Raw genomic sequence first — 24481 nt, 5'->3', positions numbered from 1 at the left:
CCACGATCCGACCGAGTTTCGGTCGCTGACACGTGCTGTGGGTGAGTAGCCGGCTACACGAACCGCATGTGGGCGGGCCGGCCAGAACGTGCGCACAGGCATCATCAACCGCCGGAATCCGTTGCGATACTGGGTTCGTCGGGCCCTGACGGGCCGATGCCCGGGTCAACCGGGATGGGATCGGTCGTCGGCGGAGTGGTAACGGGAGACGAAGAAGGATCGGTGGATTCGGCTGTTCCACCGCCAGGATCACTGCCGTTGTACCACCCAGGCGGCGGAACAGCGGTCGTGTCGGTGACGTCACCGCTTCCGCCTTCCGTCTGGTCGAGCCCCAGGACAGTCAGGGTGAGCGTCGCCGCGAGAACAGCGCCCGCCGCAGCGACCGCCCAGAAAACCCCTCGGCGGCGTGAATCGGGTTGTCCACCGTGCGGCTTCGGCCGATGAGGATCTTTCGGCACATTGCTCGCGCGGCTGTGGTGCTCATTTCGGCTGCGCACGGGCGCGTTGACCGCATGACTCGGTGAGGCGTCGGCGCGCCGGTCTTCCCACGGTCGGTGCGATTGTTCTGGTTGTCGACCTGTCAGCTGAGAGATCGTTCGATCCACATCCGCATACAGATCGCTGCGGCTGCTCAGCATTCGAAGAATGTCCTTGCCGGCTTGCCGTTCTTCTGCGTCGGATGACTGAAGTGCGGGGCCGATTCGCTGCACGATGTGACGCTGCTGCTCATGGTTCAATGACGTGTTTCGGTAGAGCAGATCGACCAGATCAGTGATGTACGACAACGGTGCCGCGGGCGGTTTAGGAAGCGGCCTTGGTAACGACGGTGCCGCCGGCAAGGCGCCGATACCGCCCGCCAGGGACAGAGCGGCACGATCACGGGCCCCAGAGTCGGAATAGTCGACGATGTGTCGCATCGAAAAGCGGCGCGGGAGCGCCTTGGGCAGTGGTTCGAGGGCAACGGGTAGTACTGGTTTATGAAGGGCCTCGGCCCAGTCGAATTCTCGTTGACACGCCGACGATTCGAGCGCCGAGCGAGAGACCGTCGCGATGAAGACGTCGCAAGCGGCGATCTGCCGGAGTATCTCGTCCCACCATTGCTGGCCGCCTCGCAGGGAGGAGTCCACCCATGGGGAATTGCCCAGGAGGTGCAAATGCGCGACCAACTGATCGACGTCCGCTTTGTCTCGCCGCGCGTACGAAATGAATGTCTTAGCCACTCTGTCCCCGATCCAAGCAGGCCGCCGCGAAAGCCGATTCAACGTGGTGTGCGCGCATTCATCACACCGTTGTGGGCTTCGACTACACAGGCTATCGAAAGGATGTTAGGCGTGACCGAGACGATCGGCGCCCACCCCTGCCAGGCGACCTCGATTACTCGCTATGCCAAATGCCCCCTTTGTATGAATCCCCACCTTCTGCCATTGCATCCGGCTACACATGCATTCGTTACGAGGCTAGGCTTCTCATGGTCAATTGACCAGTGTCACCAATATTTGAATAGTCGACGATCCAGGCAGCGGGTTCGCCTGATTCCGCCCGCGGTACGCAACCTGGGCTCGCTCGCTGATCGACACTTCGCGCTGACCATCCAGCTTGATCCGCAAGGGGCGGCAAATGAGCACGAGTTTGTCCTCGCATACGGCCGAGCTCCCGTACTACTTCGTGTGCTATTCGCGTGAGCAGCGGGGGTTTGCCGAAAAGATCGAAAGGAAGCTCCAACCGCGGAGGGCGCGCGGTGAATTGGAGGTCTGGCGCGATGTCCGCAACCTGGACATGTGGGAAGAATTCACGCCGAAGATTCTCGAGGCGTTGCGCAATGCCGCCGGCGCCATCGTCCTGGTCAGCGACAGTTGGTACGCATCCGACTATATCCAAACGTACGAATGGCCGACGGTGAAAGCTTGCCGGGAGCGAGACCCGTCCTTTCAGATATTTCTCCTGGCGTACAACGCGCTCGACGATGACGATCCCCTACGGAAGCGCAACTTCGTCAACGACATCCAGCGGGAACTACTGGTCAAATCCCGACCGGCAATGCGTGACACGATTCTGACTCGGCTTTCGAACCTCGTCGGCGAGCATGCCCGCATGCGATGCCCGCGAGTCACGCCGCCCGTAACGGCTCCAACGGAACGGACGGTGTCGGGGCAGCCATCCACGGGCGAGGGTATCGCGGAGCCTGACATCGCTTCTGACACCGACGGAGCGCTCAACGACGTCCCGGACCTGCCCGAACACTTCAGGGAGCCCGACCAACTGGTCGCGTTCACGCGGGCCGTCGCGGATGGCTTGCAGGGCAGAACCTGTGGCCTCCTCGGTGAGGGTGGGACAGGAAAGTCCGTTCTGGCCGCAGCGATCGCTCGGAGGTCTGCGCCCCGATTTCACGACGGTGTCTACTGGCTTACCGTCGGCGAGTTCGCGACAAGCGAGGATGTGCGCCGCCTTCAAGTCGATCTGCTGACGTCGTTCGGAGGCGGTCAGTCACCGCCGACCGACATATCCGATGGCGCAAAACAACTCGGTGAGGCGCTCGCGGGGCGGACTGCGTTGATCGTGATCGACGACGTGTGGCACCCCTGGCAGGCACGGGCCTTCGCCACCGCGGGAGTGGATCACTCGAGACTCCTCTTCACCACACGGTTCGTCGAGGCGCTACCGGACGGTGCTGCTGTCATCCATGTACCACGACTCGAACCTGACCAAGCCACACTCTTTCTCGAGCAGGGACCCAGCGGTGTGCCTGGCGACCCCCACGACCGAGCCGCCGTTCTCGACGCCGCGGGCGGTCTGCGTCTGGCGCTGGCGGTGTTCGCGGCGACGGCGGACGCAGAAGGTTCCTGGGCGCCGGTGCTCGCACGCCTCGATGGCTTGGCCGAACGATTCGGCCAAGGCGATGACGCATCGTCCGCCCACAAGGCGCTCTACGTGGCTCTCGACACGATGGATGCCGCAGACCGCAGCCTCGCATCGTCGCTCGGAGCCTTCCCGGCTGACGCCGCCATCCCAGTCGACCTACTGGCGAGGATGTGGAACACCACTGCGGAGGACGCTCAGCGGTTGGTCCGAACTCTCGTGGCCAAAAACCTGGCTGCATACGCGAACGGGGACGTGACACTGCACGACCACGTGCACGACTTCCTCATCCTCCAGAGTCAAGCGCCGACCAGCGACGTCCACCTTCGTCTGTGGGAACTGGCCTCCGGTTTACGCCATCATGGCTGGTCCGCGCTGATCGAGGAGATCCCATACTTGTGGGATCGTCTGGTGTGGCACGCATGTCGGGCAGGCCTCAACCGGAAGTCCCTGTGGGATCTGGTCTCGGATCTGGGTTGGCTGGAACTACGGATCCGACGAGAAGGGGCAGCAGCCGCCGGCCAAGACGTCGGAACAGTGTGTGAGGTGACCGATGTGGCCGATGACGCGCCGCTGAGCTTGCTGCGTGGAGTGTTGCGGCATGGCGGGTTGTTCGACACCGCAGACGCTGACGCGGGCTTGGGTGTCAGCCTCACCGCCTGGGCGGACGTCCTCGGGCTTCGGCATCGGCAACGTCGACGCCTCAGGAGCGGCGCGCTACCCGTTCCCAGCCCTGGCTTGAAGCAGACGCTGCGCGGCCACACCAGCGAGGCATGGGCGGTCAGATTTCTGAGCAACGGACGCGGCCTTGTCACGTGCAGCGAAGATGCCAACGCGGTCGTGTGGGACATCAGGAGCGGACAGATCCTACGCACACTCGCCGGCCACACCGGGCGCGTGTGGAAGCTGGCGGTCAGCCGGGATGAGACACGAGTGGCCACCGCGAGCGAGGACGGAACCGCTCGCATCTGGACAACTGAGAACGGTCGCCTCCTGCACATTTTGGAGGCGCACTCCGGTGAGGTGTGGGGTGTTGCGTTCAGCCGGGACGGCAACCGGTTGGCGACCTGTGGCGAAGACGGCAGTGCAAAACTGTGGGACGTCACGACAGGGCAGCACCTACGAACGCTGAATGTCGGACGACCGTTGTGGGACATCGCCTTCGACCCCGACGGCCACCGCGTCGCCGCCGCGGGTGGTGGCATCGACGCCGATGGCGCCAGCCGCCCGCTCGTGTGCATGTGGGACAGCGGCACCGGCAAGCCGTGTCCCACCGGTTCTGACCACACCGCACAGGTGCGCGCGATCACCTTCAGCCCAGACGGATCCCAGATCCTGACCGGGAGCGACGACGGAACCGCCCGGGTGTGGGACATCGCAGCCGGCATGACGACGATGCTGTTGAGCGGTCATGCCAACGCGGTCTGGTCGGTTGCCTTCAGCGCCGACGGACAGCTCGCGGCAACGGGCAGCGACGACGGGTCCGCGCGAGTCTGGGATGCCCGAACCGGCGCACAGCTGCTCGCGCTCAACGGCCACTCGAGCACGGTGCACGGGGTGACGTTCAGCGCCGATGCGCGTCAGCTCGCCACGTGCGGAGGCGACGGTACCGCCCGAATCTGGTCCGTCAGTAGTTCGCCCGACACGGTGCCACGTCTTCCCAGTACTGCGCATGATGTCGCGCTCGACGCCGCCAACACACGACTGCTGGTCGCCGTTGGCGACGGGACTGTCCGAATGTTCGAGACGGGCAGCGGAGAGGAGTTGCGCGCGTTCGGTGGCCACGATGCCGCGGTCTGGGGTGTCGCGTGGAGTCCCGACGAACGCCGCATCGCCAGCTCCGGAGAGGACCGGACCGCACGGGTGTTCGACGCCTGCACCGGGGCGCTGCTCGTGACGCTGACCGGACACACCGGACAGGTATGGGACGTGAAGTTCAGCCGCGATGGACGTCAGGTGATCACGGTCAGTGAGGATTCGACGGTTCGTCTCTGGGACAGCGACACGGGACAGGAGTTGTGCCGTCTGAACGGCCACCGAGGTCGAGTGTGGGAGGTAGGGCTGAGTTTCGACGGGCGGCGGATGGCCACCGGAGGTGATTTCGGGAGCGCCCGGGTATGGCACATTGATCGGCGGGTCGAACAGATGTCGCTCGGGGACCACACCGGCGCAATATGGGACGTGGTGTTCAGCCCGGACGATCAACACCTGGCCACAGCCGCTGAAGACGGTAAGGCACGCATATGGGACCTGGCGAGCGGAGGCCTGCGGCACGAACTGTCCGGTCACACCGGACAAGTGTGGGGAGTCGCCTTCAATACCGACGGCACGCTGCTGGCCACCGCAGGCGGCGACGGGACGATCCGCATCTGGGAAGCGCACTCGGCTCGACCTGTGATGACGCTGCCGGTCGCATGTTCCGGGCCGATGTCATGGCGGCGCGACATGCTCGCGATTGCGGCTGGGCGCCATTGGGCGATTCTGAACGTACCTGGATTCGCGAGTGACCTTGCCTCGGCAGCCGGCGACGGCGCTCCACGCGAACACTGAACACTGAACACTGAACACTGAACACTGAACACTGAACAACCCATACATAGCGCTGCTAGGGTAGAGGCGCTATGCATATCGACAAGGACCTCGTCGCGGCCACCGCGACACCGCTCGTCCTCGGCATCCTCGCCGAGGGCGAGTCCTACGGCTACGCGATCATCAAACGCGTCCACGACCTGTCCGGCGGACGCATGCAGTGGACCGACGGGATGCTGTATCCCCTGCTGCACCGGCTCGAACGGCTCGGTTACGTGTCCGCGTCGTGGGGGGTCTCCGAGACCGGGCGTCGCCGCAAGCACTACGCGATCACCGATGCGGGCCGAGAGATGCTGGCGGAACGGCGGAGTCAGTGGACCGTCGCGGTCGACGCGCTGAACCAGGTGTGGCGCGACGCCCGCCCGCCGCTCGTCGAGGGGTGGTCGTGATGGACGCCGACACCGCGCTGGAATCGCAGATCGCCCAGTGGCGCGGATACGTCGAGCGTCATCAGTCGATCTCGGCCGCCGACGCCGACGAGATGGAAGACCATCTGCGCAGCCAGATCTCGGACCTCGCCGCGGCGGGGCTGATGAGCGACGAGGCGTTCCTCGTCGCGGTCAAGCGCATGGGCAACACGCACGGCATCTCCCGCGAATTCGCGCACGAGCACTCCGACCGGCTGTGGAAACAACTCGTGCTGATGCCCGCCGCCCCGGACAGCGCCGACGCTCACCCGACCCGCGAACTGTGGGTGGTGCTCGCGCTGGCGGTCGGTGCCGCCGTCGCGGTCAAGGTCGGCTCGGCCCTACTGGGCGAACAGGCGTTCGCCCGCAACGCCGCACTGTTCGTCCTCCCCTTCCTGACCGCGTACTTCGCCTGGAAGCGCCGGATGCCGCCGCGCGGTGCCGCGGCACTGCTGCTGCCATTCGCATTGGCCGGGGCCGTGCTCAACGGCTACCCCTTCCGCCCGGAGGGCGCGACCGAGGTGATCGCGGTGATCCATACGCCGATCGTGCTGTGGTTCGTGGTCGGGCTGGCCTATGTGGGAGGCCGGTGGCGATCCGACCGCCGCCGCATGGACTTCCTCCGGTTCACCGGCGAATGGATCGTCTACCTGGCGTTGCTCGGGATCGGCGGCGGTGTCCTCGTCGCGCTGACCGTCGGCGCGTTCGACGCGCTGGGCATGGACATCGAGTGGGTGATCGAGAGCTGGGTGCTGCCGTTCGGCGCGGCGGGCGCCGTCGTCGTCGCCGCCTGGCTGGTGGAGGCGAAACAGAACGTGGTGGAGAACATCGCGCCCGTCCTCACCCGGGTGTTCACCCCGCTGACCATCCTCATGCTGCTGGTGCTGCTCGTCGCGTTCGCGGCAGCCGGCAGCGTGGTGGGCGTCGACCGCAACCTGTTGATCCTGATGGACCTGATCCTGGTGCTGGTCCTCGGGCTCGTCCTGTACGCGATCTCCGCGCGTGACCCGCAGGCCCCGGCCGACCTGTTCGACCGCCTGCAACTCGTCCTCGTGCTCAGCGCGCTGGCGGTCGATCTGCTCATGCTCGTCGCCATGCTCACCCGGATCGCCGAGTTCGGGGTCACCCCGAACAAGGTGACCGCACTGGGGCTGAACCTGGTCCTGCTGGTGAACCTGACGTGGTCGGCGCGCCTGCTCGCCGGATTCCTGCGCGGCCGCGTGCCGTTCACCAGCGCCGAACGCTGGCAGACGCGCTACCTTCCCGTGTTCGGTGTGTGGGCGGCGGTCGCGGTCACCGTGATCCCGCCGGTGTTCGAGTTCGTGTAGAAGTGGTTTGATCGGAGACCCTTCGGGTATCGCCAGCCCACTCGAGGAGGACGGTGTGGACGTCAGGAAGCTGATCGCGTCGTGGCCGGTGTACCGGCAGCTCACCGGTGACGACGCGCTGGGCCGCGGTAAGGCCGCGCAGTCCGGGCGCTCGCTGACACTGACGCCCCGTACCGCCGAGGCCGACCACGTCGCCCACTCCGTCTGCCCGTTCTGCGCCGTGGGATGCGCGCAGAAGGTGTACGTCAAAGACGAGAAGGTCGTCCAGATCGAGGGCAATCCGGACAGTCCGATCTCGCGGGGCCGCCTGTGCCCCAAGGGTTCTGCCAGCAAGCAGCTGGTCACCGGCCCCCAGCGCCTGACCAGGGTCAAGTACCGGCCGCCGTACGCGACCGAGTGGCAGGACCTCGACCTCGACACGGCGATGGACATGGTCGCCGACCGCCTGCTCGACGCGCGCGAGAAGGGCTGGCAGCAGTTCGACGCCGACCGGAACACGCTGCGCCGCACCATGGGAGTCGCGAGCCTCGGTGGCGCGACGCTCGACAACGAAGAGAACTACCTGATCAAGAAACTCTTCACCGCCCTGGGGGCGCTCCAGATCGAGAACCAGGCGCGTATTTGACACAGCGCAACGGTTCCCGGTCTGGGAGCCTCCTTCGGTCGCGGCGGGGCGACGGACTATCAGCAGGATCTCGTCAACTCGGACTTCATCGTCATCATGGGGTCCAACATGGCCGAGGCCCATCCGGTCGGGTTCCAGTGGGTGGTCGAGGCGAAGAACCGCGGCACCGAGGTCGTGCACATCGACCCGCGGTTCACCCGCACCAGCGCACTGGCCGACCGGCACGTGTCGCTGCGCGCCGGTAGCGACATCGCGTTCCTCGGCGGGGTCATCAACCACATCCTGAGCAACGGCCTGGACTTCCGGGAGTACGTCACCGCATACACCAACGCGTCGTTCCTCGTCGACGAACGGTTCAGCGACGCCGAGGATCTCGACGGTCTGTTCTCCGGCTACGACGACGAGACCGCGTCCTACGACCCGTCGACGTGGCAGTACGAGACGACCGACCCCGAGGAAGGCGGCGCCGAGGCGAAGGAGCAGAGCGCGGCCTACGAGTCCGGGTCCGGCGGTCCGCCGGTCGAGGGCGGGGCGGGTGCCATCCCGTCCGATCCGACGCTGCAGCACCCGCGCTGCGTCTACCAGATCCTCAAACGGCACTACGCCCGCTACACCCCGGAGATGGTCGAGCGGGTGTGCGGTGTGCCCGCCGAACAGTTCCTCGAGGTGGCGAGCAAGTGGGCCGAGAACTCGGGACGCGAACGGACTGCTGCGCTGGTCTACAGCGTCGGGTGGACCCAGCACACGATGGGCGCCCAGTTCATCCGCGCCGGCGCCATCATCCAGTTGCTGCTCGGCAACATCGGTCGTCCCGGCGGTGGGGTGTTCGCGCTGCGCGGCCACGCGAGCATCCAGGGTTCGACGGACGTGCCGACGCTGTTCAACCTGCTGCCCGGCTACCTGGCCATGCCGAAGGCCGGTCAGGAGACGCTGGCCGACTACATCGACGACGTGAAGAGCCGCAACCAGAAGGGCTTCTGGCACAACGCCGATGCCTACATGGTGTCGCTGCTCAAGGAGTACTGGGGCGATCACGCACGAGCCGACAACGATTTCTGTTTCGACTACCTGCCGCGGATCAGCGGCGACCACGGCACCTATCGCACCGTGATGGACATGGTCGACGGCAAGGTGTTCGGCTACTTCCTGCTGGGGCAGAATCCCGCGGTCGGGTCGGCGCACGGCCGCCTGCAGCGGCTGGGTATGGCAAACCTGGACTGGCTGGTGGTGCGCGACCTCGTCGAGATCGAGAGCGCCACCTTCTGGAAGAACGGGCCCGAGATCGAGACGGGCGAGATCACCCCCGAGACGTGCCGCACCGAGGTGTTCCTGTTCCCCGCCGCCTCCCACGTCGAGAAGGCCGGCACGTTCACCCAGACCCAGCGGATGCTGCAGTGGCGCGAGAAGGCCGTCGAACCGCCGGGCGACGCCCGGTCGGAGTTGTGGTTCTTCTATCACCTGGGCCGCATCCTGCGGGAGAAACTGGCCGGTTCCACCGACGAGCGCGACCGCCCGCTGCTCGAATTGTTCTGGGACTACGCGATGGACGGCGACGAACCCTCGGGTGAGGACGTGTTGCGGCGGATCAGCGGCGTTGACCTGACGACCGGCCGCGCGGTGGACGACTACATGTCGCTCAAGGCCGACGGCAGCACCCTGAGCGGCTGCTGGATCTACAGCGGCGTGTACGCCGACGAGGTCAACCAGGCGGCCCGCCGCACACCCCACGATCAGCAGGGGCCCTACGAGAACGAGTGGGGCTGGACGTGGCCGATGAACCGGCGGGTCCTCTACAACCGCGCGTCAGCGGACCCGCAGGGCCGGCCGTGGAGCGAGCGCAAGAAGCTGGTCTGGTGGGACCCGGAAATGGGGGCGAACGGCGAGTGGACCGGCTACGACGTACCCGACTTCGAGAAGAAGAAGCCGCCGGACTACCGGCCGGCGCCGGAAGCGGTGGGCGTGGAGGCACTGCACGGCGACGACCCGTTCATCATGCAGGCCGACGGCAAGGCGTGGCTGTTCGCGCCGAACGGCGTCGCCGACGGTCCGCTGCCCACACACTACGAGCCGCACGAGTCGCCTGTGCGCAACCCGCTCTACGCCCAACAGGGCAATCCTGCCCGCAAAGTCTATGGGCGAGCTGACAATCCGTCGAACCCGTCGCCGCCGGAGCTGCACGGCGACGTGTTCCCGTACGTGTTCACCGCGGCCCGGCTGACCGAACACCACACCGCGGGCGGCATGAGCCGTCAGCTCCCCTACCTCGCCGAGTTGCAGCCCGGCCTGTTCGTCGAGGTGTCCCCGCAGTTGGCGGCCGAACGCGGGCTGACCCACATGGAGTAGGCGCACGTGATCACCAGCCGGGCAGCCGTGGACGCCCGGGTGTTCGTCACCGACCGGATGCGTCCGCTGCGCATCGACGACCATGTGGTGCACCAGATCTGGATGCCCTACCACTGGGGCAACGCCGGGCTCGTCGACGGCGACGTGGTGAACGACCTGCTCGGTGTGGTCGCCGACCCCAACGTGTTCATCCAGGAGAGCAAGGTCGCCACGTGCGACATCCAGCCCGGGCGCCGCCCGCGCGGAACCGCGCTGCTCGAGTACATCGCGATGTACCGACAGCGAGCCCGCATCACGATCGACACGGGCACCGACCTCGACACGACGAAGGCGTCGACCGAGCACACCGAGGAGACGCCATGAGCGGCAACAGTTTCTACGGACCACTCGCGGATCCGGCCGGTGACGCGGGCTATTCCGAACACCCCGAACGGGTCGGATTCTTCACCGACACCTCGGTGTGCATCGGCTGCAAGGCCTGTGAGGTCGCGTGCAAGGAGTGGAACGAGGTCCCCGTCTCAGGAGAGGGGGACGGCTTCAACCTGCTGGGCATGTCGTTCGACAACACCGGCAACCTGGGTGCGAACTCGTGGCGGCACGTGGCGTTCATCGAACAGCCGGTCCCCCAACGCGAAGCGGTCGATCTGGGCATGCCCGATGTCAGCGGCGCGGGGATCGACATGGTCGGGCAGCGGCCCGACTTCCGGTGGCTGATGGCCTCCGACGTCTGCAAGCACTGCACGCACGCGGGCTGCCTGGACGTGTGCCCGACCGGGGCCCTGTTCCGCACCGAGTTCTCCACCGTCGTGGTGCAGCAGGACATCTGCAACGGCTGCGGGTACTGCGTGTCGGGGTGCCCGTACGGGGTGATCGAGCGGCGTGAAGGTGACGGCCGGGCGTGGAAGTGCACGCTGTGCTATGACCGCCTGCACGACGGCCTCGAACCGGCGTGCGCCAAGGCGTGTCCGACGGATTCGATCCAGTTCGGCCCGCTCGACGAACTGCGGGAGCGCGCGGCGTTGCGGGTGGAGCAGTTGCACGAGCGCGGGGCGACCGAGGCGCGGCTGTACGGTCACGACCCCGACGACGGGGTGGGCGGCGACGGCGCCTTCTTCCTGCTGCTCGACGAGCCGGAAGTGTATGGGCTGCCGCCGGATCCGGTGGTGCCCACCCGTGACGCGGCCGCGATGTGGCGTTACGCCGGGATGGCGGCCTCGGCCCTGGTGGGCATCGCGGTGTCCGCGTTCGCGAGGCGCTCGTGAAGGAACAGTTGGCGGTGCCGAAGGCCGAGTTCCGGTCCTATTACGGGCGGCAGATCCTCAAGACACCGGTGTGGAACTGGATGATCGCGGCCTACCTGTTCACGGGCGGGCTGTCGGCCGGCTCGGCGATGCTGGGCGCCGGCGCGGATCTGACGGGTCGGCCCGGCCTGCGGAGGGTCTCGCGGATCGGCTCGCTGGTGAGCCTGCTGGCGAGCATGTACTTCCTGATCGGTGACCTCGGCAGGCCCGAACGGTTCCACCACATGCTGCGGGTCGCCAAACCCAGCTCGCCGATGAGCATGGGCACATGGGTCCTCGGCGCCTACGGGCCCGGCGCTGGGGTGGCCGCCGTGGCCGAACTGATGCCCGCGCGCCTGCGGCGGACCCGGGTGGGCCGGTTGCTGGGCTGGGCGGCGCGGCCCGCCGGACTGGAGGCCGCGGCGGTGGCGCCCGCAGTCGCGTCCTACACCGCGGTCCTGTTGTCGCACACCGCCGTTCCCGCCTGGAACGAGGCACACCCCTACCTGCCGTTCGTGTTCACCGGGTCGGCGGCGGCCAGCGGCGGCGGGCTCGGCATGCTGCTGGCACCGCTCGGCGAATCCGGCCCGGCGCGCCGGATGGCGGTCGCGGGCGCGGCACTCGAGGTGGCCGCGTCGCGGACCATGGAGCACCGGCTCGGTGTCGTCGGCGAGGCCTACACCACCGGCAGGGCGCACCGGCTGCGTCAGCTCTCGGAGATCCTCACCGTCGGCGGCGCGGCCGGGGCGGTCGTCGGCCGGAACCGGGCGGCGCTGGCGCTGTCGGGCGCGGCGCTTCTGGCCGGCAGCGCACTGCAGCGCTTCGGCGTCTTCGAGGCCGGGGTGGAGTCGACCAAGGACCCCAGGTACGTCGTGGTGCCGCAGCGCGAACGCCTCGCCGCCGGCGAACCGGCGCGGGCCCGCTGACGCCTCACAGGTGGGTCGCGGCGAACCCCGCCCCCTGGTGGACCATGCCGTTGACCGGATACGACGAGTGCGCGGTGGTGTTGCCGCCCGGGCCGCAGACCGGGTCACCCGCCGCGCACAGTTCGATCGTCCTGGCGGCGTACAGCGGTCCGGTGACCACCGGGGGCATCGCGTACTTCTGCAGGAACGGCCCGGACGGCTTGCCGAGCAGCACGACCGCGGCGACGTTGTCGGCGACGTCCGGGGCCAGCGCCGGCGGCATCGGGGCGGGCGTCACCCCCTGGGGCACCGCGTCGCCGGTGACGAATCCCGACACCATCGCCCCCTGGGAGAACCCGCCGAGCACCAAGCGGGTGTTGGGGCAGATGACCGACATCACCTGCACCCGGTTCGTCGCGTCCCGGATCCCGTCGACGACGGTGCTCGGGAAGTTGGGGTTCGTGAAGTCATTGCTGGCCGGATAGTTGACGCCGTACACGCCGAGGGTCCGGAAGCCGATCTGCGAGCGCAACGAGTCCACGAACGCCTGCCCCGTCCCGCCGACCCCCGGTGCCTCGGCGGTGCCGCGGGCGAAGATCACCTCGACGTCCGGACACGGCTGCGCCGCCGCCGCGGGCACGACGCCGCCGACCACGGCCGCCCACGCCAGACCGGTCGCCCCGGCCAGCCGGCGCACAGCTCTCCACGTCCCGAAGACGTTCACTCCCACCCCCACAGTCGCGCGTCACCACCCGACCCGGAGACCGATGCTAATACCGGTGTCAACGACGACGCCTAGAATTCCGGCGAGCCCGGGGACGAGCACCGGAATGAGCACTGCGGAAAGGGGTCCGGTGTCGGCAATCCCGGTCATCGCGCTGACCGGCTACCTGGGTGCCGGGAAGACCAGCCTGCTCAACCACGTGCTGCGGGCGCCCGATGCCCGGGTCGGCGTGGTGATCAACGACTTCGGCGAACTCAACGTCGACGCCGCACTGGTGACCGGCCAGGTCGACGAACCGGCGTCGATCGCCGGTGGCTGCATATGCTGCCTGCCCGACGACGGCGGCCTCGACGCCGCGCTCGAGAAGCTGGCCGACCCGAAGCTGGGCCTGGACGCGATCATCGTCGAGGCGAGCGGTCTGGCCGATCCCGTCGCGGTGTCCCGGATCATCCGGTTCAGCGGCGTGGACCGGGTGCGGCCCGGCGGTGTGGTCGACGTCATCGACGCCGCCATGCACTTCGACACCGTCGACCGTGGCGGCGCGCCGCCCGCCCGCTACTCGGCGGCCTCGCTGGTGGTGGTCAACAAACTCGACCAGATCCCCGACGACGAGCGCGCCGCCGCGCTCGAGCGCATCGAAGCCCGGGTCCGCGAACGGCATCCGGAGGCGCACATCGTCGGCGCCGTCGGCGGCCGGGTCGATCCGGCGCTGCTGTACGACGTGCCGGACGCGGACTCCCCCGTCGGTCAATTGTCCTTCCGCGAACTGCTGATCGACGGCGCCGACGACGAACCCCACCATCACGTGCACGCGGTGTCGGTGACGGCGACCAGCGAGGGCTGCGTCGACCCCGGCGGGCTGTTCGACCTGCTCGAGGAGCCGCCCGCGGGGGTGTACCGGCTCAAGGGCACGGTCGCGGTCCGCTACCGGGAGCGCGCGCGCCGCTACGTCGTCAACGTCGTCGGCCCGTCCGTGCACGTCGCGGCGGGGACGCCGGGCGCCACGAACGTCCTGGTGGCGATCGGCACCGGATTCGACGTCGACGCGGTCCGCGCGCGCGTCGAGGCGGCGCTGCGTCCGAGCGACGGTCCGGTGCCGACGGCGGGGTTGCGCCGCCTGCAGCGCTACCGACGGCTCAGCGTCTAGGTGCCGCGGTGCCCGGCCTCGGCGGGCAGCGGCGGTGGGAGCGGAGTGGTCGGTGTGGGTTTGGCGGGTGCGGGCCCGGGACCCGGCGACGCCGGCGCGCTCGGGGCCGCCTGGCCGTGGAACTCCAGCATCGTCTCCTCGCGGACCACGTCGTCGCCGATGGTGACGGTCAGCGCCTCCGAGGTGACGGTGTAGGTGGCCACGTTGTTCGAGGCGACGTACTCGCCGTCGCCCGTCGCCGTCGCCGCGGTGATCAGCTTGGCGCCGTCACGGACCCGCACCCCGCGGTACTGGTACTTGCCGTCGGGCGATTTGCACAACGCGATGCGCGAGCTGTCGGTTCTGCCGTACGCCACCGCGGTGCTCGGCGAGGCGCAGCGGGCGGTGGAGTCGACGAAACCCTGCGCGTCGGAGGCGGGTGCGGCCGCGGCGGGCAGCGCGCCGAGACTCAGCAGCGCCGTACCCGCCGCCGCGGCGACGGACCAACGGATGAGGAAGCGGGAGGTGGGCATCACCGTCCACTCGACCATGTAGGACCCGGCGGAGGCGAGGGCCGACACCGAGACACAACTGGATCGTTAGGTCTCCGAGACAGTCAGCGCCCGGTTGGCGGTGCGGATCGACAGGTAGATCACCGTGGAGGTCACCACGAACACCGGCCAGCCCATCGCGATCCGCGCCACCGCCAGCAGGCCTTCCCGGTCGCTGTCGTACAGGTGGTACTGCACTCCGAAGCGCATCCACGACACCGCGGCCATCATCAGCGTCGCGGCGTCGAAGACCCGCCGGACCCGCCGCACACCGCGCCACGAGCCGTCGCGGCCGGTGAACCAGGCCCACACCACCCCGACCGCGGGCCTGCGCACCACCACCGACAGCGTGAACACGACGGCCAGACCGAGGTACATCCAGATGCCGGGCAGGTAGAAGTCCTTGCTGCGGCCGGTGATCCACGCGACGGCCGCGCACAGCGCCACCGCGGCGAAGCCCAGCACCGCCGGGCGGGCGGACTCCCCGCGCGCCAGTTGCCACGCGAGGACGACGGTCGCAGCGGCGAGCGCGGCCACGATGGCGGGGACCAGTCCGGAGACCGCCGAGGTCGGGGCGAAGGCGGCGACCGGCAGGGCGGTGGAGACCAGTCCACGGATTCCGCCCGCGCGGGCGAGCAGACTCTGCAGCGGGGGCGCCGAATCCGTCGTACCGGGCCGGCTGGACATGGCCCGAGGGTACTGCCCGGTGACCGGATGCGACAGTGTCGTGCGGCTACGGCAGGATGGCGCCGTGACCTCGCGGCGGCGCCACATCGCGCGGCTGGCCCTCTTCGCCGCGCTGGTGTCCGTCGTCTTCTACCTGGTGGCGGTCGAGCGGGTGATCGACGTGGACGCGGTCCGCGGTGCGGTGGCGTCGACCGGACCCGTCGCTCCGCTGACCTACGTCGTGGTGTCGGCGGCGCTCGGTGCGCTGTTCGTGCCCGGCGCGCTGCTGGCCGGTGGCAGCGGTCTGCTGTTCGGTCCGGTGCTGGGTACCTTCGTCACGCTGGGCGCGACGGTCGGCACGGCGGTCGTCGCCAGCCTGGTGGGTCGGCGGGCCGGACGGGACAGCGCCCGCGCACTGTTGGGGCCCGAACGTGCCGATCTGATCGACGCGCAGATCGCTCGGCGCGGCCTGTGGGCGGTGGTGGGCCAGCGGTTCATTCCCGGCGTCTCCGACGCGCTGGCCTCGTATGCGTTCGGGGCGTTCGGTGTTCCGTTGTGGCAGATGGCGGTCGGGGCGTTCATCGGTTCGGTGCCGCGCGCGTTCGTCTACACCGCGCTGGGGGCGTCGATCGGTGACCTGTCATCGCCGCTGGCGTACACCGCGATCGGGATCTGGGTGGTGACGGCGGTCGTGGGCGCGTTCGCCGCGCACCGCGGGTATCGACGCTGGCGTCGGCGCCCGTCGAGGCCGGACGATGGCACACCCGAGTCGCCCGATCCCGCCTAGAGTCGGACGGGTGAGCGCCGGGGAGAGCCGGGCCGGGGTCGACCTGACCAACCTCGACCAACCGCTGAGCCCCGACGCCGGGGCGACCAAACGCGACCTCGTCGACTACCTGGACGCGGTGGCCGACCGGATCCTGCCCGGCCTGGCCGGCCGGCCGCTCACCGTCCTGCGGGTACTGCGCGGCCGCGCGCCGTTCATGCAGAAGAACGTGCCGAAGTACACCCCCGAGTGGGTGAAGACGGTGACCATCTGGGCGGAGAGCTCACACCGCGAGGTGCGGTACCCGCTGTGCGACGACCGGCGCACGCTGCTGTGGCTGGCGAATCAGCGTGCGGTCGAATACCACCCGACCCTCGGTCTGGCCGGGGACATCTACCGGCCCACACACCTCGTGCTCGATCTGGACCCACCGACCGACGACGACTTCGCCGCCGTGGTCGCCGTGGCGCATCTGGTGCGCCGGGCGCTCGCCGACATCGGGTTGGCCGGGGCGGTGAAAACCAGCGGCGCCAAGGGTTTACACGTCTTCGTCCCGGTCGACGACCGCGCGCCGGTCGAGGATGTGGCCGCCGCGACGCGGGCCCTCGCGGCCCGTGCCGAAGCTCTCGACCCGTCGATCGCCACCACTGCGTTCATCGTCGAGGACCGGCAGGGCAAGGTCTTCGTCGATTCCACCCGGGCCGGTGGGGCGACGGTCGCGGCGGCCTACAGCCCGCGGCTGCGCCCGGGAACCCCGGTGTCGTTTCCTGTCGACTGGTCGGATCTGTCCTCGGTGGCCCCGACGGATTTCACCGTGCACACCGCGATCGACGCGCTCAACGGCCGTGACCCCTGGGCGGAGTCGATGCCCGCACCGCAACGCCTACCGGCTGACCTGATCGAACACGGCCGCACCATCCCCGTCGCCCGGGTGGCGGCGATGCACGAGGGCAAGCGTCGCGCGCGCCCGCCGCACCCGCGGTGAGTGACCGGATCGCGCTGACGCTCAGCCTTTCTCGGCGGCCAGCCGGGCTCGCTCCCGGACCGACGCGACCACTCCGCCGTCGTTGAGGATGTCGGTTCCGGTGAGATAGCCGGCCCGGTCGCCGGCACAGAAGGCGAACAGTTCGGCCATCTCCTCCGGCTTGCCCCAGCGCGGAACGGCGGCGTCGGCCACCATCGCGCCCGCGCCGGCCTGTTCCTCGAGCCGGCCCATCTCGGTGTCGACCGACCCGGGCGAGACGGACACGATGCGCAGCCCGCGGCCGTTGAACCGCTCCGCCTGCGAGGAGCTGAACCACGTGACGAAGTTCTTGCTCAACGCGTAGGCGATCCCTGACTGCGCCTCCTCGGGCACGATCCCGCACGCCGCCAGCATGTCCGCCATGAAGGCGCTCTCGTCCTCGAGGGCGCGGGCGAACTGGCCGACGGGGATCATCTCCTCCGGCAGCAGGTGCGCCGCCATCGACGCCACGTTGACGATCGCGGCGCCCTCACCGGCACTGGCGTAGAAGGCCTCGTTGACGTTGAGGGTGCCGATCGCGTTGGTCCGCATGACGTACTCGGCGTCGCCCATGCTCGGGCTGACACCGGCGGCGTGGATCACCGACGCGATGGGCCCGAGTTCCTGCGCGGTGTCGAACAGCGCCGCCACGGCGTTCCGGTCGGTGACGTCGCAGTGCACGGCCGTGGGTGTGATGCCGACGTCCTTCAGCGTGGCGACGGCACTGTCGAGCCGCTCCTTGCGGACGTCGCAGAGCACCACCGGCTGGTCGCGGCCGACGATCCGCGCCGTCGCCACACCCATACCGCCCGCACCGCCCGTGATCACCGAGATTCCGCTCATCCTCGGACCGTATACGTTGGATGCGGTGGATCACGCAGACAGTGAGAAAGTCGACGCCGGCGCCCTGAGCAGCATCTCGGAGACCGCGCTGCTCACGCTGAACGGGCGGGCGCACCAGGCCCGCCACCCGAACGCGATCATCGACGACCCGATGGCCATCCGGCTCGTCGACGCCATCGACGTCGACTTCACGAAGTTCGGTCGCAAGGGCCAGGAGATGGCCTTGCGCTCACTGGCCTTCGACCGGGCCGCCCTCCAGTACCTCGACGCGCACCCCTCGGCCACGGTCGTCGCGCTCGCCGAGGGTCTGCAGACCAGCTTCTGGCGCCTCAGCGATGCGCGACCCGCCCTCGACTTCCGTTGGCTGACGGTTGATTTCGAACCAGTCATCGCACTCCGGGAACACCTGCTGCCGCCGTCCGACCGGATCACCACGCTCGCGCAGTCGGCACTGGACTTCTCGTGGATGGACCGCGTCGACACCACCAACGGTGTGTTCATCACCGCCGAGGGTCTGCTGATGTACCTGCAACCCCACGAGTCGATGCGTCTGATCACCGAGTGCGCGAAGCGATTCCCGGGCGGGCAGATGATCTTCGACCTGCCGCCCGTGCTCGTGAAGAAGTTCGCGCCCAAGGGCATGCGGGCCTCCCGCCGGTACCGCGTTCCGCCGATGCCGTTCAGCCTGACGCCCGATCAGCTCGCCGATCTGGCCATCACGGTCCCCGGAATCCGCGCGGTGCACGACCTTCCGATGCCGAAGGGCCGCGGTCTGGTGTTCGAGAAACTGTTCCCGGCGTTCTGGCGGTTCAAGCCGACCAGGAACTACCGCGGCGCCTACACCCTGCTGGAGTTCGGCTGAGCCTCACCGGCCACCGCGTCGGTGAGCAACGCGGCGATGCGCCGGTGCACGACATCGGTGTCGTCCTCCACGGCGACGGTGGAGAGCAGCAGCGCGGCGCCCGCCGCCAGGGCGAGCACCGTGCGCGCGTCCAGTTCGGCGTCGTCGCCCGAGCCGAACAACGCCACCGCGGGGCCGCTGAACTCCGCCCACAGCCGCCGCCGCAGCGCGTCGTTCTCCGACATCGCGAGCAACAGGCCGGGCACCGCCGCCCGGACCTCGGGACGGGCGAACAGCTGCCTGCTCCCGCGCACCACCCAGTCGATCCAGCCCCGCCGATCGGTGCCGGCGAACGGCGCCAGGTCCGGGGTGTCACCCAGAATCGCGTGGAACACCAACTCGGACTTCGACGGCCAGCGGCGATTGATGCTCGACCGGCTCACCCCGGAGCGCGCCGCGATCCGGCGCATGCTCAGGTCGTCCCAGCCGGTCTCCACCAGCAGCTCCCGGGCCACCGCGAGGACGCGCTCGTCGATCGAGCTGTCCCTGGGCCGACCCTGCGCTCTCCCGTCCACCACGCCCGCAATTCAACCGCAGTGCCGGTTCTGCCGGCCCGCCGCGGAACCTCGACACTAGGCTGAGCACGTCGGTCGGCGTGGGGAGCTCGTGTGGTCACTTTGGACCGGCTCGTCAATGTGCTCGGCGGGTACGGAGTCCAGTTCCGGACGGGTTCGACGCCGCGCTCCACCGAGTTGCGCACCGTGGTGCTACGCGAGGATCGCGATGTCGTCGGCGACGTGCTGCTGGCGGTCGGAGCCGATTCGGTGGCCACCGCGCTCACGTGGGCCCGGGCGGCCAGGGCCGCGGTGGTGCTGGTGCGCGGCGATGACGGCGGCGCGGTCGCGGCGGAGCCCGGGCAGCCCGCGGTGCTGACCGTCGACCCCGAGGTGTCGTGGAGCGAGCTGGCCGCGGTGGTGTTCGGGCTGGTGCTCGAGGGCCGTGAGACCGAGTCCGGGCGCGGCCCGACCGATCTCTTCGCGCTGGCCGACAGCCTGTCCGACGCGATCGGCGGCGCGGTCACGATCGAGGACCGGCACTGGCGGGTGCTGGCCTACTCGCGGATGCAGCAGCACACCGACGACGCCCGCGTCGCGACCATCCTCGGCAGGCAGGCACCCGACCGGCTTCGTGCGCTGTTCACCGACCGGGGCGTGGCCCGGCACCTGGCGAGCTCCGACGCGCCGATGTTCGTCGCCCCGTCACCCGCGGACGGGCTCGCCGGCCGGATGGTGATCGCGGCCCGCGCCGGTCGCGAACTGCTCGGCTCGGTGTGGGTGGCGTGCGCCGAGGAACTGCGCGGTGACCAACTGCGCGCGCTGGCCGACGGGGCCCGCATGGTCGCCCTGCACCTGTTGCGGTCGCGGGCCAGCGCCGACCTCGAGCGGCAGGTGGAGTCCGACCTGGTGATCGGTCTGCTGGAGGGCACGGTGGACGCGCCGACGGTGGTGAGCAAGCTGGCGCTGCCCCCGTCGGGACTGCGGGTCATCGCGCTGCGGGCCCGCCTCGGCGACGAACGCCACGCCGCGCTGCTGCTGGCCTTCGAACGCGCCACCATGGGCTTCGGGTGGTCCCGGCCGGGGCGCAGCACGCTGTCGGACACCACCGTCTACACGGTGTTGCCCAGCGACCCGGCGGGCAGCGCGCGGCACTGGGTCGACAGCCTGCGCGCCGCCCTGCCGGAGCGGGCCACCATACTCGCCGGGATCAGCAGCACCGCAACGGTTCTCGAGCTTCCTACGGCTCGCGACGAAGCCGACGAGTGTCTGGCGCTGCACGAGATGCAGGGCGGGGTCGGCGAAGCGCCCGCCTACGACGAGTCCTGGGACGACATCGTGCTGCGGCGGCTGCGGATCGCCGCCCGCGTCGGCCGTACCCCGCAGCGCGGTCCGGTGGCCGATCTGCGGCGCCACGACGAGCACCACGCGACCCGCTACGTCGACACGCTGCGGGCCTGGCTGGCCGCGCAGGGCGATCTGCACGAGGCGGCCGAACGCCTGGGCGTGCACGAGAACACCGTGCGCTACCGGCTGCGCAAGATGGCCGAGGTGACCGACCTCGACCTCACCGACGCGCGCAAGCGGCTGGCCATGACGGTCGAACTCGCCGCTACAGATGACGACGGTTTCACGTTGTCGGTGCCCGACAAAAACTCCTAGCCGGGTTGTCCTCACCGGGCAACCGCCTGCCGGACATGCCCGCCATCATCGGTGGGGACGGTCCTGCCCGGAGCAGCCGTCCAGTGGAGGTGACGTGATGTTCGGCGGCGACGGATTCGACGGCGGCCCGCGATCGGTGATCGTGGTGGGCGCCGGCATCGTCGGGCTGTCCACCGCATGGTTCCTCCAGGAACGCGGCGTCGAGGTGACGGTCGTCGACCGCGGCGGTGTGGCCGCGGGCGCGTCCTGGGGTAACGCCGGATGGGTGTCGCCGGCGCTGACGATCCCGCTCAACCAGCCGTCGGTGCTGGGATACGGGCTGCGGTCGCTGGCGAATCCGTCCGCGCCGTTGCATGTGCCCGCCCGTGCCGACGTCCGGCTGTGGTCCTTCCTCACCCGCTTCGCGGCCAACTGCCGACCCTCGTCGTGGGACCGCGCGGTCGCCGCCAACGTGCCGTTCAACGCCGAATGCCTCGAGGCGTTCGACGTGCTGACCGGCAACGGCGTCGACGCGCCGACCACCGACTGCCCCATCACCGCGATGTTCACCACCCCGCGTCAGGCCGACCGTCTGCTCGACGAGCTGAGCGCGCTGCGGGAGGCCGGCCAGGACGTGTCCTACCGCCGCCTCACCCGCGACGAGCTCGAGGATCACGTACCGCTGGCGTCGCGCGCGGTGACGGTCGGCGTCAGCGTCGAGAACCAGCGGTTCGTGGACCCGGGACGGTTCACCCACGCGCTGGGCCGCGCCGTCGTGGCGCGCGGCGCGACGATCGCCGAGATGGACGTCGTCGACGTGGGGCCGGACCGCCGCGGCGTGCGGGTCCATCCGGGGACCGGCGCGCCGCTGACCGCCGACGCCGCCGTGATCGCCACCGGCGCGTGGTTGTCGACGCTGGCCGGCCGCTGGGTCCGCACGCCGGTGCGCGCTGGACGCGGTTACTCGTTCACCGTGCCCGTCGACCGCCCGCTGCCTGGTCCGTTCTATCTGCCCGAGGTGCGGGTGGCGTGCACGCCGTACCACGGCGCGCTGCGCGTCGCGGGCACCATGGAGTTCCGCGAACCGGACGAGCCGGTGATCCCGGCCCGCGTCGAGGCGATCGTGTCCTCGGCCGCACCGCTGCTCGACGGCGTGCGCTGGGGTGAGCGCACCCACGAGTGGGTGGGCCCACGGCCGGTCACCACCGACGGCCGCCCGCTGATCGGGCAGGCGGCGCCCGGTGTCTTCGTCGCCGGCGGGCACGGCATGTGGGGGCTGGCGCACGGCCCCGTCACCGGTCGCCTGCTGGCCGAGCAGATCACGACCGGTAAACAACCCGAGGCGCTGCGGGCCGTCGACCCGCTGCGCTGACCACGAACCCGCATCGAGTCGTCAGGGGCGGCGCCCCGGCCCGCCCCTGACGACGATTGCGGCTCAATTCATCGAGGAGGACCCGTGACGACAGCACAACCCATCACCCGGCGCATCTGGATGACCCCGGTCGCCTATCAGCGCCTGCAGGACGAACTGACCGAACTGCGCACCCTGATCTCCACCGAGGCGGCCGACGACGGCGAGGAGAACACCGTCGCGGTGCAGCGGGCCCGTCAGACACGCATCCAGCAGATCCATGATCTGCTGCTCAACGCCGTGGTCGGCGAGGATCCGCCCGACGACGGTGTCGCCGAACCCGGCATGGTGCTGACCGTCCGTTTCGACCAGACCGGCGACCAGGAGACGTTCCTGCTCGGTGTCCGCGGGGCGGAGTACGGCGATCTCGAGGTGTACTCGGTGAACTCGCCGCTCGGTGAGGCGCTGCTCGGTGCCCGCCCGGGTGACCGGCGCACGTACGAGGTGCCCAGCGGGGCGTCGGTCCCGGTGACGCTGCTCAAGGCGGTGCCGTTCGGAATGCACCACCCGCGAGACTGAAGCCGCGCAGTGGAATCGCGAGAGGCGGCCTGCGGGGGTTCAGCCTCGCGCAGGGTCGAGCCGGGCGCAGCGGGCGCCTGAGGACTAGGTAAACGACGCGATGATCGCGTCGGTCGGCGAACGCCACGTCAGGCCGAAGTCCGCCAGGGTGGCCGAGTCGTCGGTCGGGGTCGCGGCCGTGAGCAGCAGCGCGGCCTCGTAGGAGAGCCCGTCGCCGAGCGGCACGATCCCGGCCAGGGTGTCACCGATCCGGCTCATCCCGCGAAACACGCCCTGACTCAACGGGATACGCCGGAACCGCCGCCCCGACCCGCGCTCGAGCGCATCGATCATCCCGTCGAAGGTGATGAGTTCGCCACCACAGACGTACCGTCGCGGCCCGCGGCCGGGTTGCATCACCGCCGCGTGGACGGCGGCGACGTCACGCACGTCGATCATCTGCATCCCGCCGCGCAACCTCGGTGCCACCCCGAACCTGACGATCGGCGCCCACCCACGTTCGGTGACACCGGGTGCGGTGTGGAACGCCGGACCCACCACGCTCGACGGATAGGTTACGACGACGGGCGCACCGTCGGCCTGCAGCCGCCTGGCCACCCGGTCGGCGTACCCCTTGGTCTTCGCGTAGGCGCTGCGGCCGTCGGCCGGCGGCGTGTCCGGGCCGATGATCCCGTCGGGCGGTGGGAACAGCGAGCTGTAGCTGCTCACCGACACGACGGGGTCGAGGCCCGCGCGGACGGCCTGGGTGAGCAGCGCCTCCGTCGCGTAGGCGTTGACCTCCCACATCAGTGCCGCGCGCCGGTTGTCGGTGCCGACCACGCCCGCGCCGTGCAACGCCGCGTCGCAGCCGTCGAGCAGGCGGTCGATGGTCATGGCGTCGCGGATGTCGCCGGCGAACACTTCGAGGTCTCCGAGTTCGGCGAGGCGGTCGAGTACCGGCGCCCCCTCGGCGTCGGGCCCGACGAGCAGCCGCACCCGATGGCCGTCGGCCAGAAGCGCACGGACGCAGTGGGCCCCCACGTATCCGGTTCCACCGGTGACGCCGATCAGCATCGATCCTCCTCATCCGTCGCGTCGTCGCGCCGTTACGGTACCAGTGGCACCGTTACGCGCCGGCCTGCACGGTGCGGTCGCGGTCGACCCCGACGAACTCGGGGTCGAAATCATCTGGCGCGCACCGCATGACGCATGGCCTACGCCCGGCCTGAGCGAAGATCACCGAACGCCGTTTCGCGGGCCCTGACATCGGCAACACTGGCAGGGCAGCGTGCCGGTACTCGACGCGGTTGCGGCGACAGAAAGGGAACACCATGGCACTCGACGACGACGACATCACCACCACACCCGGCGGCGGCGGAGAAGGCACCGCCGACGGCGGCTCCAACCCCGAGGGCCACGACGGCGGAGCCGACGGCACCGCTGACGCCGGCGAGGGAACCGCCGACGGCGGCTCGAACCCGGAAGGCCACGACGGCGGAGCCGACGGCACCGCCTGACCGATCG

The 24481-nt window shown here is 69.4% G+C and carries 20 protein-coding genes and 1 pseudogene; 14 read left to right on the top strand and 7 right to left on the bottom strand.

The window, feature by feature from the left end:
- Positions 1-104 precede the first annotated feature (104 nt).
- Complete coding sequence (locus AU196_RS25100; protein WP_197415756.1) at positions 105-1220, bottom strand: toll/interleukin-1 receptor domain-containing protein; 1116 nt, start codon at positions 1218-1220, stop codon at positions 105-107.
- A 397-nt stretch (positions 1221-1617) separates the two neighbouring features.
- Between AU196_RS25100 and AU196_RS10980 the strand changes: the two genes are divergently transcribed.
- The 6 genes and pseudogenes from AU196_RS10980 (at position 1618) to nrfD (ending at position 12354) form a co-directional block, all read left to right on the top strand.
- Positions 1618-5406, top strand: coding sequence for an NB-ARC domain-containing protein (locus AU196_RS10980; protein ID WP_157546230.1), 3789 nt, complete (start codon positions 1618-1620; stop codon positions 5404-5406).
- A gap of 71 nt (positions 5407-5477) precedes the next feature.
- Positions 5478-5834, top strand: coding sequence for a PadR family transcriptional regulator (locus AU196_RS10975; protein WP_059095100.1), 357 nt, complete (start codon positions 5478-5480; stop codon positions 5832-5834).
- Positions 5834-7180 carry a permease prefix domain 1-containing protein gene (locus AU196_RS10970; RefSeq protein WP_059095154.1) on the top strand — a complete coding sequence of 449 codons (1347 nt, stop codon included), beginning with the start codon at positions 5834-5836 and terminating at the stop codon, positions 7178-7180. Before AU196_RS10975 ends, AU196_RS10970 begins: the two co-directional genes overlap by 1 nt.
- Positions 7181-7250: 70 nt before the next feature.
- A pseudogene (gene fdh / locus AU196_RS10960) lies at positions 7251-10511 on the top strand (formate dehydrogenase).
- Positions 10508-11410, top strand: a complete 903-nt coding sequence (locus AU196_RS10955) for a 4Fe-4S dicluster domain-containing protein (RefSeq protein WP_059095098.1) — start codon at positions 10508-10510, stop codon at positions 11408-11410. The pseudogene fdh and the gene AU196_RS10955 overlap by 4 nt, the downstream one beginning before the upstream one ends.
- Positions 11407-12354 (top strand): NrfD/PsrC family molybdoenzyme membrane anchor subunit, encoded by a 948-nt coding sequence (gene nrfD, locus AU196_RS10950; RefSeq protein ID WP_059095097.1) that lies wholly within the window; start codon positions 11407-11409, stop codon positions 12352-12354. Before AU196_RS10955 ends, nrfD begins: the two co-directional genes overlap by 4 nt.
- Positions 12355-12358: 4 nt before the next feature.
- Here the strand turns inward: nrfD and AU196_RS10945 are convergent, their stop codons facing one another.
- The gene (locus AU196_RS10945; RefSeq protein ID WP_059095153.1) at positions 12359-13057 is read right to left on the bottom strand and encodes a cutinase family protein; all 699 of its coding nucleotides are present in this window, start codon (positions 13055-13057) and stop codon (positions 12359-12361) included.
- 130 nt (positions 13058-13187) lie between these two features.
- Here AU196_RS10945 and AU196_RS10940 point away from each other — a divergent pair, with 130 nt between their 5' ends.
- Positions 13188-14204: a CobW family GTP-binding protein gene (locus AU196_RS10940; RefSeq protein WP_059095096.1), complete on the top strand. Its 1017-nt coding sequence runs from the start codon at positions 13188-13190 to the stop codon at positions 14202-14204.
- Here the strand turns inward: AU196_RS10940 and AU196_RS10935 are convergent.
- Together AU196_RS10935 and AU196_RS10930 are read right to left on the bottom strand one after the other, a co-directional pair.
- A complete protein-coding gene (locus AU196_RS10935; protein WP_231737522.1) occupies positions 14201-14764 on the bottom strand; it encodes a hypothetical protein in 564 nt (187 codons plus the stop codon). The genes AU196_RS10940 and AU196_RS10935 overlap by 4 nt on opposite strands.
- 18 nt (positions 14765-14782) lie before the next feature.
- The gene (locus tag AU196_RS10930) at positions 14783-15421 is read right to left on the bottom strand and encodes a DUF3159 domain-containing protein (RefSeq protein ID WP_059095151.1); all 639 of its coding nucleotides are present in this window, start codon (positions 15419-15421) and stop codon (positions 14783-14785) included.
- Positions 15422-15485: 64 nt separating this feature from the next.
- Here AU196_RS10930 and AU196_RS10925 point away from each other — a divergent pair, with 64 nt between their 5' ends.
- Positions 15486-16187, top strand: coding sequence for a TVP38/TMEM64 family protein (locus AU196_RS10925; RefSeq protein WP_059095095.1), 702 nt, complete (start codon positions 15486-15488; stop codon positions 16185-16187).
- Positions 16156-17151, top strand: a complete 996-nt coding sequence (locus AU196_RS10920) for a DNA polymerase domain-containing protein (protein ID WP_502687254.1) — start codon at positions 16156-16158, stop codon at positions 17149-17151. Before AU196_RS10925 ends, AU196_RS10920 begins: the two co-directional genes overlap by 32 nt.
- A gap of 21 nt (positions 17152-17172) precedes the next feature.
- Here the strand turns inward: AU196_RS10920 and AU196_RS10915 are convergent, their stop codons facing one another.
- Positions 17173-18012: an SDR family oxidoreductase gene (locus tag AU196_RS10915; protein WP_059095093.1), complete on the bottom strand. Its 840-nt coding sequence runs from the start codon at positions 18010-18012 to the stop codon at positions 17173-17175.
- Positions 18013-18037: 25 nt separating this feature from the next.
- Between AU196_RS10915 and AU196_RS10910 the strand changes: the two genes are divergently transcribed.
- A complete protein-coding gene (locus AU196_RS10910) occupies positions 18038-18874 on the top strand; it encodes a class I SAM-dependent methyltransferase (RefSeq protein WP_197415755.1) in 837 nt (278 codons plus the stop codon).
- On the opposite strand, the gene AU196_RS10905 is transcribed toward AU196_RS10910, so the two are convergent.
- Positions 18850-19431 carry a TetR/AcrR family transcriptional regulator gene (locus AU196_RS10905; protein ID WP_059095092.1) on the bottom strand — a complete coding sequence of 194 codons (582 nt, stop codon included), beginning with the start codon at positions 19429-19431 and terminating at the stop codon, positions 18850-18852. The two genes, AU196_RS10910 and AU196_RS10905, sit on opposite strands and share 25 nt — an antisense overlap.
- Before the next feature lie 90 nt (positions 19432-19521).
- On the opposite strand from AU196_RS10905, the gene AU196_RS10900 reads away from it, so the two are divergent.
- From AU196_RS10900 to AU196_RS10890, 3 genes are all read left to right on the top strand, one after another.
- On the top strand, positions 19522-21069 hold the full coding sequence (locus AU196_RS10900; RefSeq protein ID WP_059095091.1) for a PucR family transcriptional regulator: 1548 nt from the start codon (positions 19522-19524) through the stop codon (positions 21067-21069).
- Positions 21070-21166: 97 nt separating this feature from the next.
- Positions 21167-22420 carry an NAD(P)/FAD-dependent oxidoreductase gene (locus tag AU196_RS10895; protein ID WP_059095090.1) on the top strand — a complete coding sequence of 418 codons (1254 nt, stop codon included), beginning with the start codon at positions 21167-21169 and terminating at the stop codon, positions 22418-22420.
- Between the two features lie 84 nt (positions 22421-22504).
- Positions 22505-22978, top strand: a complete 474-nt coding sequence (locus AU196_RS10890) for a GreA/GreB family elongation factor (protein WP_059095089.1) — start codon at positions 22505-22507, stop codon at positions 22976-22978.
- Positions 22979-23062: 84 nt separating this feature from the next.
- Here the strand turns inward: AU196_RS10890 and AU196_RS10885 are convergent, their stop codons facing one another.
- Positions 23063-24031, bottom strand: coding sequence for an NAD-dependent epimerase/dehydratase family protein (locus AU196_RS10885; protein ID WP_059095088.1), 969 nt, complete (start codon positions 24029-24031; stop codon positions 23063-23065).
- Positions 24032-24288: 257 nt separating this feature from the next.
- Between AU196_RS10885 and AU196_RS10875 the strand changes: the two genes are divergently transcribed.
- Entirely contained in the window at positions 24289-24474 is a 186-nt protein-coding gene (locus AU196_RS10875; protein WP_059095086.1) for a hypothetical protein, read from the top strand.
- Positions 24475-24481 lie beyond the last annotated feature (7 nt).

It is taken from the genome of Mycobacterium sp. IS-1742 (genome assembly GCF_001500125.1).
GTDB lineage: Bacteria > Actinomycetota > Actinomycetes > Mycobacteriales > Mycobacteriaceae > Mycobacterium.
Note: the sequence above shows the minus strand (reverse complement) of the source record. Positions and strands in the feature narration are given on the sequence as shown.